This window comes from Variovorax paradoxus B4 (genome assembly GCF_000463015.1).
GTDB lineage: Bacteria > Pseudomonadota > Gammaproteobacteria > Burkholderiales > Burkholderiaceae_C > Variovorax > Variovorax paradoxus_E.
In genome coordinates, this window is record NC_022247.1 from 5,110,941 (window position 1) to 5,125,142 (window position 14,202).

At 68.1% G+C, this 14,202-nt stretch carries 9 protein-coding genes; 7 read left to right on the plus strand and 2 right to left on the minus strand.

Going from position 1 to position 14,202, the window contains the following annotated elements; translation table 11 throughout:
- Positions 1-45: 45 nt before the first annotated feature.
- Genes VAPA_RS23805 through VAPA_RS23825 form a run of 5 tightly spaced genes read left to right on the plus strand, consistent with a single transcriptional unit; the run spans position 46 to position 5,676 of the window.
- Positions 46-1,074 (plus strand): ABC transporter substrate-binding protein, encoded by a 1,029-nt coding sequence (locus VAPA_RS23805; RefSeq protein ID WP_021012566.1) that lies wholly within the window; start codon positions 46-48, stop codon positions 1,072-1,074.
- Between the two features lie 19 nt (positions 1,075-1,093).
- Entirely contained in the window at positions 1,094-2,350 is a 1,257-nt protein-coding gene (locus tag VAPA_RS23810; RefSeq protein WP_041946226.1) for an ABC transporter permease, read from the plus strand.
- Between the two features lie 22 nt (positions 2,351-2,372).
- The gene (locus tag VAPA_RS23815; RefSeq protein ID WP_021012568.1) at positions 2,373-3,191 is read left to right on the plus strand and encodes an ABC transporter permease; all 819 of its coding nucleotides are present in this window, start codon (positions 2,373-2,375) and stop codon (positions 3,189-3,191) included.
- A gap of 11 nt (positions 3,192-3,202) precedes the next feature.
- A complete protein-coding gene (gene speB, locus VAPA_RS23820) occupies positions 3,203-4,159 on the plus strand; it encodes an agmatinase (RefSeq protein ID WP_021012569.1) in 957 nt (318 codons plus the stop codon).
- Between the two features lie 38 nt (positions 4,160-4,197).
- Positions 4,198-5,676, plus strand: a complete 1,479-nt coding sequence (locus VAPA_RS23825) for an NAD-dependent succinate-semialdehyde dehydrogenase (RefSeq protein ID WP_021012570.1) — start codon at positions 4,198-4,200, stop codon at positions 5,674-5,676.
- 39 nt (positions 5,677-5,715) lie between these two features.
- On the opposite strand, the gene uvrA is transcribed toward VAPA_RS23825, so the two are convergent.
- Positions 5,716-11,469: an excinuclease ABC subunit UvrA gene (gene uvrA / locus VAPA_RS23830; protein ID WP_021012571.1), complete on the minus strand. Its 5,754-nt coding sequence runs from the start codon at positions 11,467-11,469 to the stop codon at positions 5,716-5,718.
- A 171-nt stretch (positions 11,470-11,640) separates the two neighbouring features.
- Between uvrA and VAPA_RS23835 the strand changes: the two genes are divergently transcribed.
- Together VAPA_RS23835 and VAPA_RS23840 are read left to right on the plus strand one after the other, a co-directional pair.
- Positions 11,641-12,747, plus strand: coding sequence for an ABC transporter substrate-binding protein (locus VAPA_RS23835; protein ID WP_021012572.1), 1,107 nt, complete (start codon positions 11,641-11,643; stop codon positions 12,745-12,747).
- Positions 12,748-12,895: 148 nt separating this feature from the next.
- Positions 12,896-14,011 carry an ABC transporter substrate-binding protein gene (locus VAPA_RS23840; protein WP_021012573.1) on the plus strand — a complete coding sequence of 372 codons (1,116 nt, stop codon included), beginning with the start codon at positions 12,896-12,898 and terminating at the stop codon, positions 14,009-14,011.
- An 18-nt stretch (positions 14,012-14,029) separates the two neighbouring features.
- Here VAPA_RS23840 and VAPA_RS34925 read toward each other — a convergent pair whose 3' ends face one another.
- Positions 14,030-14,176, minus strand: coding sequence for a hypothetical protein (locus VAPA_RS34925; protein WP_021012574.1), 147 nt, complete (start codon positions 14,174-14,176; stop codon positions 14,030-14,032).
- Positions 14,177-14,202 lie beyond the last annotated feature (26 nt).

Sequence of the window (14,202 nt, forward strand, 5' to 3'; positions counted from 1 at the left end):
CCGTTGTTCCCTCGTTTCCCTTCATCACCCAGGAAGACTTCCACCATGAAAAAGACACTCCTCGCCTGCACCGTCGCCGCCAGCTTCGCGCTGCCGGCCTTCGCCCAGCAGCAGCTCACCGTGGTCAACTTCGGTGGCGCCAACGCCAACGCCCAGAAGAAGGCCTACTACGAGCCCTACGAGAAGACCGGCACCAAGATCATCCCGGTCGAATACAACGGCGAGCAGGCCAAGATCAAGGCCATGGTCGAGACGAAGAAGGTCACCTGGGACGTGGTCGAGGTCGAGTCGCCCGATGCGGCGCGCGGCTGCGACGAGGGCCTGTTCGAGAAGCTCGACTATTCCAAGATCGGCAGCAAGGCCGACTTCCTGCCGGCCGCCGTCACCGACTGCGGCGTGGGCCTGTTCGTGTGGTCGACCGTGATGGCCTACAACGGCGAGAAGCTCAAGACCGCGCCCACCAGCTGGGCCGATTTCTGGGACGTGAAGAAGATTCCGGGCAAGCGCGGCATGCGCAAGGGCGCGCGCTACAACCTCGAGTTCGCGCTCATGGCCGACGGCGTGAAACCGGCCGATGTCTACAAGGTGCTCGCCACCAAGGATGGCGCCGAGCGCGCGTTTAGGAAGCTCACCGAGCTCAAGCCGAACATCCAGTGGTGGGAGGCCGGCGCACAGCCGCCGCAGTTCCTGGTGGCGGGAGACGTGGTGCTGACCACCGTGTACAACGGCCGTATCGACGCGGCCAACCGCGAAGGCCGCGACCTCAAGATCTATTGGCCGGGCGGCATCTATGACCTCGACTACCTGGTGATTCCGAAGGGCGCACCGAACAAGGAAGCCTCGCTGAAGTACATCCAGTTCGCGATGCAGCCGGCCAACCAGGCGGTCTATGCCCAGAACATCGCCTACGGCCCCACCAACACCAAGGCGCTGGCTTCGCTCAGCCCCAAGGTGCTGGCCGACCTGCCGACCTCGTCGACCAACGCCAAGGATGCGCTGCAGTTCAACGTCGGCTTCTGGGCCGACCAGGGCGAGGCGCTCGAGAAGCGCTTCGCGTCATGGGCCACGCAGTAAGCGGGCAAGGCAAGAGGCCATGCAAGCGGCAATGTCTGTTCCCCAGCTCCCGGCAGAGGCGCGACCCGGCGAACTCCGGCGTGCGCTGGCGCGCGCCGAGTCGCGCCGCAAGTGGCGCGCCTTTGCGCTCACGGCGCCGCTGCTGGTGTTTCTTCTGCTGACACTGCTGGTGCCGATCGTCGCGCTGCTGCAGCGCGCGGTCGAGAACCCTGAGGTGGCCAACGCGCTGCCGCGCACCGTGCGCGCGCTCGACGGATGGAACCGCAAGGAGGCGCCCGCGGCCGCGGCCTATGCCGCCATCGCGGCCGACCTCGGCCAGCTGCCCGACAGCTCCGACGCGGGCGCCCTGGCGCGCCGCCTCAACACCGAGATCGCGGGCGCCCGCTCGCTGGTGATGGGCACCTTCCGGGCGCTGCCGATCGCCGGCACGCCGGAAGAGGTCAAGGCGCGCATGCTGGAGCTCGATCCGCGCTGGGGCGAGGCGCCGTACTGGCAGGCGATTGCCAAGAACGGTTCGCGCTGGACGCCCGACTACCTGCTCGCCTCGGTCGACCTGCGGCGCGACGTGGCCGGCGAGGTCGAGCGCATGCCCGCCGACCAGCGCGCCTTTGCCGGCATCCTGCTGCGCACTTTCAACATCAGCGCCGTGGTCACCTTCTTCTGCCTGCTGCTGGCCTATCCGCTGGCCTGGTGGCTGTCGACGCTGCCGGCGCGCAAGGCCAACGTGCTGATGATCCTGGTGCTGGTGCCGTTCTGGACTTCCATCCTGGTGCGCGTGGCGGCCTGGATCGTGCTGCTGCAGTCCGAGGGGCTGGTCAACCGCGGCCTGATGGGCATCGGCCTGATCGACCATCCGCTGGCGCTGCTGTTCAACCGCACCGGCGTGATCATCGCGATGGTGCACATCCTGCTGCCCTTCATGATCCTGCCGCTCTACAGCGTGATGAAGAGCGTGCCGCCCACCTACCTGCGCGCCGCCGTCTCGCTGGGCAGCTCGCCGCTGGCGGCTTTCTTCCGCGTGTACGTGCCGCAGACCTACCCGGGCATCGGTGCCGGCGCGCTGCTGGTCTTCATCCTGGCGATCGGCTACTACGTGACACCGGCGCTGCTCGGCGGCGCGGACGACCAGATGCTGAGCTACTACATCGCGCGCTACACCAACGTCGAAATCAACTGGGGCATGGCCTGCGCGCTGGGCGCCGTGCTGCTGGTCGCCACGCTGGTGCTGTACGCCGTGTACCGCCGCATCGGCAAGGCCGAGCTGAGCCTCGGCTGAACGGCACGAAAGACAGACACGCATGTTCAAGCTCCCTCAATTCCCGGCCTACGCCACCTTCGCCGACAAGCTCGGCTGGTGGCTGGTGCGCGCCGGCTGCGTCGCGGTGCTGGCCTTCCTGCTGGCGCCGATCCTGGTGGTGATTCCGCTGTCGTTCTCCGACAGCTCGTTCCTGGCCTACCCGATCCGGGGCTGGTCGCTGCAGTGGTACCGCCACCTGTTCGAATCGCCCGAGTGGGCGCGCGCGGCGCGCAACAGCTTCATCGTCGCGCCGGCCGCCACGGTGCTGGCCACCGTGCTGGGCACGCTGGCCGCGGTGGGGCTGTCGCGCACGAGCTTCGCCTTCAAGGGCCTTCTGATGAGCGTGCTGATCTCGCCGATGGTGGTGCCGATCGTGGTGGTGGGCGTCGCCACGTACCTCTACTTCGCGCCCATCGGGCTGGCCGACACCTACTTCGGGCTGATCGTGGTGCATGCGGCGCTGGGCGCGCCCTTCGTGCTGACCACCGTGCTTGCCACGCTGGCCGGCTTCAACCAGAACCTGGTGCGCGCATCGCTGAGCCTGGGCGAGACGCCGTTCAGGACCTTCATGCGCATCACGCTGCCGGTGATTGCACCGGGCGTGATCTCGGGCGCGCTGTTCGCCTTCGCCACCTCGTTCGACGAGGTGGTGGTCACGCTGTTCCTCGCGGGGCCGGACCAGGTCACGCTGCCGCGCCAGATGTTCACCGGCATCCGCGAGAACATCTCGCCCACCATCGCCGCCGTGGCGACGCTGCTGATCGTCTTCACCACCACGCTGCTGCTCGCGCTCGAATGGCTGCGCGGCCGTCGGCGCTGAACACGCACACGATGCCTACCACGACACCGAACCAGCCGCTGGGCGGCAACACGATGCCGCGCTTCGCCGGCCCCGGCACGATGATGCGGCTGCCGGCTGCAACGTCCCCGCAGGGGCTGGATGCGGCATTCATCGGCGTGCCGTTGGACATCGGCACCTCCAACCGGCCGGGCGCGCGCTTCGGGCCGCGCCAGATCCGCGCCGAATCGGCGCTGCTGCGGCCCTACAACATGGCCACCGGCGCGGCGCCTTTCGACAAGTTGAACGTGGCCGACCTGGGCGACGTGCCGATCAACACCTATTCGCTCGAAAAATCGCTGGCCATCATCTCGGCCTTCTACGACACGGTGCTGGCCACCGGCTGCGCGCCGCTGACGCTCGGCGGCGACCACACCATCGCGCTGCCGATCCTGCGCGCGGTGGCGCGCAGGCATGGCCCGGTCGCGCTGGTGCACGTGGACGCGCATGCGGACGTGAACGACGACATGTTCGGCGAGCGCATTGCCCACGGCACACCGTTCCGGCGCGCGGTCGAGGAGGGCCTCCTGGCCTGCGACAAGGTCTGGCAGATCGGCCTGCGCGGCACCGGCTACGCGGCAGACGATTTCGACTGGCCGCGCGAACGGGGCTTCACCGTGGTGCAGGCGCACGAGGTCTGGTTCCAGTCGCTGGCGCCGCTGATGGCGCAGGTGCGCGAGCGCATCGGGCCGACGCATCCGGTCTACATCACCTTCGACATCGACGGCATCGACCCGTCGTTCGCCGGCGGCACCGGCACGCCCGAGATCGGCGGGCTCACCGTGCCGCAGGCGCTGGAGATCGTGCGCGGCTGCCGCGGGCTGAACGTGGTGGGCGCCGATCTGGTGGAAGTCAGCCCGCCCTACGACACGAGTGGAAACACTGCGCTGCTCGGGGCCAATCTGCTCTACGAAATGCTCTGCGTACTCCCCGGTGTACCTTTCCGCTGACACCGGCTATTCATCTTTTCCCGAGACAACACGACACCATGGACACCAAGACTTCCCCCCTCGCACTGCTGAACGACCCGACCCTGCTCAAGACCGACGCGCTGATCGCCGGCGAATGGACAACGGGCGCCAGCCGTTTCGACGTGAACGACCCGGCCACCGGCCGGAAGCTGGTCGACGTGGCCAACCTCACGCGCGCGGACGCCGCGCACGCCATTGCCGCCGCCGACAAGGCGCTTGCGGCCTGGCGCAGCAAGACCGGCAAGGAGCGCAGCATCGTGCTGCGCAAGTGGTTCGAGCTGCTGATCGCCAACACCGAAGACCTCGGCCGCCTGATGACCGCCGAGCAGGGCAAGCCCTTTGCCGAGGCCAAGGGCGAGGTCGTCTACGGCGCGAGCTTCGTCGAGTGGTTTGCCGAGGAAGCCAAGCGCGTGAATGGCGAGGTGCTGCCGCAGTTCGACAACAACCGCCGCCTGCTGGTGTTGAAGCAGCCCATCGGCGTGTGCGCGGCGATCACGCCGTGGAATTTTCCGCTGGCCATGATCACCCGCAAGGTGGCGCCGGCGCTGGCTGCGGGCTGCACGGTGGTCATCAAGCCGGCCGAACTCACGCCGCTGACCGCGCTTGCGGCCGCGGAACTGGCCGTGCGGGCCGGCATTCCGGCGGGCGTGCTCAACGTGCTCACCGCCGACAGCGGCAACAGCATCGCGATCGGCAAGGAGCTGTGCGAGAGCGACGTCGTGCGCCACCTGAGCTTCACGGGCTCCACCGAAGTGGGCCGCATCCTGATGAGCCAGTGCGCGCCGACGGTCAAGAAGCTGTCGCTGGAGCTGGGCGGCAACGCGCCCTTCCTGGTGTTCGACGATGCGGATGTGGATTCGGCTGTCGAAGGCGCCATCGCGAGCAAGTACCGCAACGCCGGCCAGACCTGCGTGTGCGCGAACCGGCTGTATGTGCAGGAAGGCATCTATGACGCCTTCGTCGAGAAGTTCGCGGCCAAGGTCAAGGCGCTCAAGGTCGGCAACGGCTTCGAGGACGGCGTGACGCAGGGCCCGCTGATCGAGGATGCGGCCATCGACAAGGTGCAGCGCCACGTAGCCGACGCCGTCGCCAAGGGCGGCAAGGTGCTGGCGGGCGGCCACAGGATGCAGGGCCAGTTCTTCGAGCCGACCGTCATTGCCGATGCCACCGCCGACATGCTGTGCGCGCGGGAAGAAACCTTCGGCCCCTTCGCGCCGGTGTTCCGCTTCAAGACCGAACAGGATGGGATCGACGCGGCGAACAACACCGAGTTCGGCCTGGCGAGCTACTTCTACACCCGCGATGTGGGCCGCATCTTCCGTGTGGCGGAAGCGCTGGAATACGGCATGGTGGGCATCAACGCCGGCGTGATCGCCACCGAGCATGTGCCGTTCGGCGGCGTGAAGCAGTCGGGCCTGGGGCGCGAAGGCTCGCACCACGGCATGGACGACTACGTCGAGATCAAGTACCTCTGCCTGGGCGATATCCAGAAATAAGAAGCAAGGAAGGGCGGGGTCGGGACCCCGCCCCGCCCGCTATCTCGCCAGCACCGGCTTCAGTGCCACGCCGGTGTGAGTGCCGAGCCGCACCACTTCCTCCGGCGGCGCCGCCGCCACGATGCGCCCGCCGGCGTTGCCGCCCTCGGGACCCAGGTCGATGATCCAGTCGGCCTCGGCGATCAGGTCGAGGTCGTGCTCGATCACCACCACGCTGTGGCCGCCGTTCACCAGCCGGTGCAGCACGTGGATCAGCTTCTCGACGTCGGCCATGTGCAGGCCCACGGTCGGCTCGTCGAGCACGTAGAGCGTGTGCGGCGCCTTCTGGCCGCGGCGCGTGATGTCGTCGCGCACCTTGCTGAGTTCGGTCACCAGCTTGATGCGCTGCGCCTCGCCGCCAGACAGCGTGGGCGAGGGCTGCCCCAGCGTGAGGTAGCCCAGCCCCACATCCTTCAGCAGCTGCAGCGGATGGCTGATGTTGGGCATGGCCGCGAAGAACTCGACCGCCTCGTCCACTTCCATCTGCAGCACCTCGCCGATGCTCTTGCCGCGCCAGCTCACGGCCAGCGTCTCGGGGTTGAAGCGCGCACCGTGGCAGACCTCGCAAGGCACCTTCACGTCGGGCAGAAAGCTCATCTCGATGGTGCGCACGCCCGCGCCGTCGCAGCCCGGGCAGCGGCCTTCGCCGGTGTTGAAGCTGAAGCGCGCCGGGCCGTAGCCGCGCGCCTTGGCCTCGAGCGTGTCGGCAAACAGCTTGCGGATGGTGTCCCAGAAGCCGATGTAGGTGGCCGGGCAGCTGCGCGGCGTCTTGCCGATGGGGGTCTGGTCGACCTCGAGCACGCGGTCGATGGTCTCGTAGCCTTCGACGCGGTCGCAGCCGGACCAGGCCGGGCGCTTGCCTGCGGCATCGGCGTCGCGGCCGGCCTTGGTCATGCGCTGGACCACGATGGCGTGCACGCTGGCCAGCAGCACGTCGCGCGCGAGCGTGGACTTGCCCGAGCCGCTCACGCCGGTGACCACCACCAGGCGGTGCAGCGGCAGCGTGGCGGTCACGTCCTGCAGGTTGTGCAGGCCGGCGCCGTGCACGGTGAGCCATTGGCCGCTGTCTTCGGCCTTCGGGTCGGGCGAGGGAATCAACCGCCGCGCCTGCAGCGGATGCTTGATGGCATCGCGCAGGTAGCGGCCGGTCTGCGATTCGCCCGCCGCCTGGATGTCGGCCACCGAGCCCTCGGCCACGAGGCGGCCGCCGCGCTTGCCGGCACTCGGGCCGATGTCGATGATGTGGTCGGCGCGGCGAATGGTGTCTTCGTCGTGCTCCACCACCACCAGCGTGTTGCCCTTGTCGCCGAGCTTGTGCAGCGCGTCGAGCAGGATCTGGTTGTCGCGTGCATGCAGGCCGATGGTCGGCTCGTCGAGCACGTAGCACACGCCCTGCAGGTTGCTGCCGAGCTGCGCCGCGAGTCGGATGCGCTGGGCTTCGCCGCCGCTCAGCGTGGGCGCGCCGCGGTCGAGCGTGAGGTAGCCCAGGCCCACCTCCTCGAGGAATTCGAGGCGGCTCTTGATCTCGGGCACCAGGTCGCGTGCGATCTCGGCTTCGCGGCCGGTGGGCGCCAGCCCTTCGAACCACTGCCGCACCTCGGTCACGCTCATGCGCGCAAGCTCGGTGATGCCGATGCCGCCCATGCCGTCGGCGACGGACGCGCCGAAGCCCACCGCGCGCGCCGTGGCATTGAGCCGCGTGCCTTCGCAGGTCGGGCAGGCGGTGTCGGCCAGGTCTTCGATCTCGGGCTCGGCAAAGGTCTGCTCGCGGCCCTTGTTGTCGTCGTCGCGGATCGAGTCGTCGAAGACCTTGCGCTGGTCCTTGCTGAGCTTGACGCCGGTGCCCACGCAGTCGGGGCACCAGCCGTGCTTGCTGTTGTAGCTGAACAGGCGCGGATCGAGCTCGGCATAGCTGGTGCTGCAGACCGGGCAGGCGCGCAGCGTGGAGAACACGTTGACGCGGCCGATGCCGGAGGCGGACACGCCGGCCATCATCGCGGCCTTGAGGCCGTCGAGCTGGCTCAGCACATGCACCACGCCCTTGCCGTGTTCGAGCGCCTTGGTGAGCGCCTCGCGCAGCTCGGTCTCCTTCGAGGGCAGCACGTCGAGGCTGGCCACCGGCAGCTCGATGCTGTGCTCCTTGAAGCGGTCGATGCGCGGGAAGCCTGTGGTCGGCAGGAAGTCGCCGTCGACGCGCAGGTGGGTGAAGCCCCGCGGCCGTGCCCAGTCGGCGAGTTCGGTGTACACGCCCTTGCGGTTGCTCACCAGCGGCGCGAGCAGGCCGATGTGCTGGCCCTTGAAGTTGCGCATCAGCTGCGCCGCGATGCTGTCGGGCGTCTGCGGCTGCACGGCCGCGCCGTCGTGGATGCAGTGCTGGATGCCGAGCTTCACGTACAAGAGGCGCAGGAAGTGCCAGACCTCGGTGGTGGTGCCCACCGTGCTCTTGCGGCCGCCGCGCGACAGGCGCTGCTCGATGGCCACCGTGGGCGGAATGCCGTAGACCGCATCGACCTCGGGCCGGCCCGCGGGCTGCACGATGCTGCGCGCATAGGCGTTGAGCGATTCGAGGTAGCGGCGCTGCCCTTCGTTGAACAGGATGTCGAAGGCCAGCGTCGACTTGCCCGAGCCGCTCACGCCCGTCACCACGCTGAACTTGCCGCGTGGAATGTTCACGCTGAGGTTCTTCAGGTTGTGCTCGCGCGCGTTGACGATCTCGATGGCGTGGCTGCCGGGTGCCGTCTTGGCATTGGCGATGTAGCGCCGCGCGGCGCGCTCGGCCACCTTGTAGGCCTCGGGGCCGATGGCCAGGTCGTAGTCGGCCAGCGCCGCGCCGGTGAGCGAGGCGCGGTTCTCGCGCAGCTGCTCGGGCGTGCCCTCGGCCACCACCTGGCCGCCGCCCTCGCCGCCTTCGGGACCGAGGTCGATGCACCAGTCGCTGGCGCGGATCACGTCGAGGTTGTGCTCGATGACGATCAGCGAATGGCCGGCATCGAGCAGCTTGCGCAGCGCGCGCATCAGGCGCGCGATGTCGTCGAAGTGCAGGCCGGTGGTCGGCTCGTCGAACAGGAACAGCGTGCCCCTGCGCGCGACCGATTGCTTGCTTGCGGTCGCGCTCTTGGCCGCCTCGGCCAGAAAGCCCGCGAGCTTGAGGCGCTGCGCCTCGCCGCCGCTCAGCGTGGGCACGGGCTGGCCGAGCTTGACGTAGTCGAGCCCCACGTCGGAAATCGGCTGCAGCACGCGCAGCACGTCGCGGTCGGCCTCGAACACCGCTGCGGCTTCGGCCACGGTGAGGTCGAGCACGTCGGCCACGTTGTAGCTCTTGCCCTTGCGCTCGACCTTCACTTCGAGGATCTCGGGCCGGTAGCGCTTGCCGTCGCAATCGGGGCAGCGCAGGTACACGTCCGACAGGAATTGCATCTCGACGTGCTCGAAGCCCGAGCCGCCGCAGGTCGGGCAGCGGCCGTCGCCCGAGTTGAAGCTGAACTTGCTCGCGGTGTAGCCGCGCTGGCGCGAGAGCGCGGCGGTGGCGAAGATCTCGCGGATCGCGTCCCACGCGCCCACGTAGCTCGCGGGGTTGGAGCGCGCCGTCTTGCCGATCGGCGACTGGTCGACGAAGACCACGTCGCCCAGGTGATCGGCGCCCAGCAGGCGGTCGTGCGCGCCCGGCGTTTCCGTGGCCTTGCCGAAGTGGCGCATGAGCGCGGGTGCCAGCACGTCCTGGATCAGCGTCGACTTGCCCGAGCCGCTGACGCCGGTCACGCAGACCAGCCGCGCGAGCGGAAACTCGACCGTGATGTTCTTGAGGTTGTGCTCGCGCACGCCTTCGAGAATGAGCCGGTGCGTGTTCTCGCTCACGAGCCGCTTGAAGCCCATGCCGATCTTCTTGCGCCCGCCCAGGTACTGGCCGGTGAGCGTGTCGGCATCGCGCAGCTGGTCGGTGCTGCCGTCGAACACGATCTGCCCGCCGCGGATGCCGGGGCCCGGGCCCATGTCGATCACGCGGTCGGCCGCGAGCATCACGGCGGGGTCGTGCTCGACCACCACCAGCGTGTTGCCGGCATCGCGCAGCCGCAGCATGGCCTCGGTGATGCGGTTCATGTCGCGCGGATGCAGGCCGATGCTGGGCTCGTCGAGCACGAACAGCGTGTTGACCAGCGAGGTGCCCAGCGCCGTGGTGAGGTTGATGCGCTGCACCTCGCCGCCCGACAGCGTGCGGCTCTGCCGGTCGAGCGTGAGGTAGCCGATGCCGACGTCGTGCAGGTAGCGCAGGCGCGTGGTGATTTCCTCGAACAGCAGCTTCAGCGCCTGCGCTTCGCCTTCGCTCGCGGTGTTGCCGTTGCCATGGCGCTCGACGCGGTCGAAGAAGCGGCGCAGCCGCTCGATGGGCAAGAGCATCAGGTCGTGCAGGCACAGGCCGGGCAGCGCCTCGAGCTGCGCGCGCGTCCACCTGGCGCCGGTCGGCATGAAGCGCTTGGCGGGTTCGAGCACCGCATCGGCGTCTGCCTTGCTGCCGATGCGCCACAGCAGGCTGTCGAGCTTCAGGCGCGCGCCGCTGCAGACGGGGCACGGCGTGTAGCTGCGGTACTTGGACAAGAGCACGCGGATGTGCATCTTGTAGGCCTTGCTCTCCAGGTAACCGAAGAAGCGGCGCACGCCATACCACTGCTTGTTCCAGTTGCCTTCCTTGTAGTTGGGCGTGCCCTCGATCACCCAGTGCTTCTGCGCGTCGGTGAGCTTGTTCCAGGGCGTGTCGCGCGGAATGCCGGCCGCCTCGGCGTGGCGCATGAGGTCGTCCTGCGCTTCCTTCCACGCCGGGGTCTGGATGGTCTTGATGGCGCCGGCGCGCAGCGTGAGCTTGTCGTTGGGAATCACGAGGCCCAGGTCGACGCCGATCACGCGGCCGAAGCCGCGGCAGGTGTCGCAGGCGCCCACCGCCGAGTTGAACGAGAACATCGACGGGATCGGGTCGGTGTAGCGGATGTCGCTCTCGGGGCAGTGCAGGCCCGTCGAGAACTTCCACACGTCGGTCGGTGCATTTTCGTCGGCGCCGGTCGCATGCACCGTGACCCGCCCGCTGCCGCGCTTGAGCGCCACCTCGATGGCCTCGACCACGCGCGAACGCTCGGCGCTCGAGATGCGGAAGCGGTCGGCCACCACGTCGAGCACCTTGCGCGGACCGGTGGGCGCGGCCACCTCGCGCTCCGACTGAACGCGCGTGAAGCCGCTGGCCGACAGCCACTGCGTCACTTCATCCGCAGAGGTGCCCGCGGGCAACTCGACCGGGAAGGTGACCACCAGCCGCGGGTCGCCCGCCGCAGCCGCCCGCTCGGCGATCTGCGCATAGATGCTGTCGGGCGAATCGTGGCGCACCGGCAGCGCGGTTTCGCGGTCGAACAGCTGGGCCGCGCGCGCATAGAGCAGCTTCAGGTGGTCGTTGAGCTCGGTCATCGTGCCGACCGTGGAGCGCGAGGAGCGCACCGGGTTGGTCTGGTCGATGGCAATGGCGGGCGGCACGCCCTCCACCTTGTCGACGGCCGGCTTGTCCATGCGGTCCAGGAACTGGCGCGCGTAGGCGGAAAAAGTCTCCACGTAGCGCCGCTGGCCCTCGGCATAGAGGGTGTCGAACACGAGGCTCGACTTGCCCGAGCCGCTGGGCCCGGTGACCACCGTCATCTCGCCGGTGCGGATGTCGAGGTCGAGGTTCTGGAGGTTGTGCTGGCGCGCGCCGCGAATCCGGATGGAGCCCTGTGTCATGAATGCCTTGGGGGGTGGGGCAAACATTCTAGGGAGTGGCCGATGACGTATTCGTGCACTCCGTCACATGGTCCGCGCCCGCGCAGGGGTTTGTACCGATTCAGCGATTGTCACTTCATGTAACAAATAGCACCTTCGTTTACGTTCCTATCTGCACTCGAAAGTTGCCCCATGAACAAGCTGCACGTTCTTTGCGCCGCCCTGCTGGCAGTGGCCGCGACATCCGCGCCGGCCCAGATCCTGATCGGCCAGACAGCGGGCATGACCGGCTCCGTGGCCGCCAGCGTGAATGAAACCATCGGCGGCGCCCAGCTGGTGATCGACGCCGTGAACGCCCAAGGTGGCGTCCATGGCGAAACGATCGAGGTGCTGCGCATGGACGACGGCTTCGACGTCAAGCGCGCCAGCGAGAACGCCCGCGTGCTGATCGAGGAGAAGAAGGTGGCGGCGCTCTTCATGAGCCGCGGCACGCCGCATTCGCAGGCCATCATCCCGTGGCTCGACAAGCACGACGTGGCCCTGGTCGGCCCTTCGACCGGCGCCATGGTGCTGCACAAGCCGGTGCAAAGGTACGTGTTCAACGTGCGCGCCACCTACCAGCGCGAAGCCGAGAAGGCGATCCAGCACCTGCTCACCACCGGCATCGCGCGCATCGCCGTGGTCTACGTGACCGATTCCTTCGGGCAGGATGCGCTCGAGGGCGCCATGACCGGCTTTGCCAAGGCGCAGGCCAAGCCCACGGTGACCGTGCCGGCCGACCGCGAAAAGCCCGACTACAAGACCATCGTGCCGGCCATCAGGGACGCCAATGCACAGGCGGTGCTGTGGATCGGCTCGGGCACTGCCGTGGTCGAGGGCATCAAGGCGCTGCGCGCGTCCGGGTCGGCCGCGCAGGTGGTCACCTTGTCGAACAACGCTTCCTCGGGCTTCATCAAGCAGCTGGGCGATGCGAGCAAGGGCGTGATCGTGACCCAGGTGTTCCCGAACGAGCGCTCCATCAGCTACCCCATGGTCAAGGAAGCGCTGGCCCTGGCACGCGCCAAGGGCCAGGCCGAGCTTTCGCCGGCCGCGCTCGAAGGCTTTGCCTCGGCCAAGGTGCTGGTCGAGGCATTGCGCCGCGCCGGACCGAAGCCAACGCGGGCCAAGGTGCTCGCCGCGCTCGAGAGCCTGCGCGCCTACGACCTCGGCGGGCTCGAGGTGAGCTATTCGCCGCAGGACCATTCGGGCATCGATTTCGCCGACCTGGCGATCATCAGCGACGGCCGTTTCAAGCGCTGAGCGCGGGCGCTGGCGGCACCGCCGCGGCGGCGCCAAAGCACTGGGAACTATGGTTTGACAGGGTTTCCACGAGCGAGTGAATGTCACTTGCGGCAACACATTACACATCTTCTGACAGAAGCATCCGCTTCGCCCAAAGGCCTGTTCGATGATGAAGATGTTGTCCACGTCCCGTGCTGTTGCGCTGCTCTTCGCCCTGTCCGCCCTCGGCGCGTCGGCACAGATCGTGATCGGCCAGTCGGCCGACCTGTCGGGGCCGGTGGCCGCCAGCGTGAAGGAGACCATCATGGGCTCGCAGCTGGTCATCGACCAGGTCAACGCCCAGGGCGGCATCAACGGCGAGCAGATCGAGGTGATCCGGCTGGACGACGGCCTGGACGCCAAGCGCTCGCTCGAGAACACGCGCATCCTGATCGAGGACAAGAAGGTGCTGGCGCTGCTGCTCAACCGCGGCACGCCCAACACCCTGGCCGTCATTCCGCTGCTCGACAAGCACGGCGTGGCGCTGGTGGGGCCCTCCACCGGCGCGATGGCGCTGCACAAGCCGCTGCAGAAGAACATCTTCAATGTGCGCTCGACCTACCAGCGCGAGGCTGAAAAGGCGGTGCAGCACCTGCACACCACGGGCATCCAGCGCATCGCGGTGGTCCAGGCCGACGACTCGTTCGGCAAGGACGCAATGGAAGGCGCGAGCAAGGGCTTCGAGAAGGCGGGGCTCACACCGGCCGTGCTGGCGCTGGCCGACCGCAGCAAGCCCGACTATTCGGCCATCGTGCCGCAGCTGGTCAAGGCCAATGCGCAGGCCGTGCTGTGGATCGGCTCGGGCACCGCGGTGACCGAAGGCGTGAAGGCGCTGCGCGCCGCGGGCTCGGCGGCGCAGATCATCACGCTCTCGAACAATGCCGCGTCAGGGTTCATCAAGGAGCTCGGCTCGGCCAGCGCCGGCGTGATCGTCACGCAGGTGCTGCCCTACGAGCGCTCGTTCGGCCATCCGCTGATCAAGGAAGCGATGGCGCTCGCCAAGGCCAAGGGCCAGACCGAGCTGTCGCCGGCGCTGCTCGAAGGCTTCGTCGCCACCAAGGTGATGGTGGAGGCGCTGCGCCGCACGGGCCCCAAGCCCACGCGCGCCAGGCTGATTGCCACGCTCAACAGCCTCCAGTACGACCTGGGCGGCAACATCGACGTGAGCTACTCGCCGACCGACCACACGGGCATCGACTACGTCGACCTGTCGATCGTCAGCGAAGGCCGCTTCAAGCGCTGATCACCGCCGCGCGGGCGTTTACTTGGGTGCGGCAGCGGGCGCAGGCTCGTGCGTCGTGTCGCCGCCGTGCTTCTCGCCCGACATGTCGATCTTGTCGCCGGCTTGCGAGATGACGTACAGGGCAATGGCGGCAAAGACGACGAAGCCGACAACGAGTTTCCACATGGGTTCTGTCTCCTGATGGTGGGGAT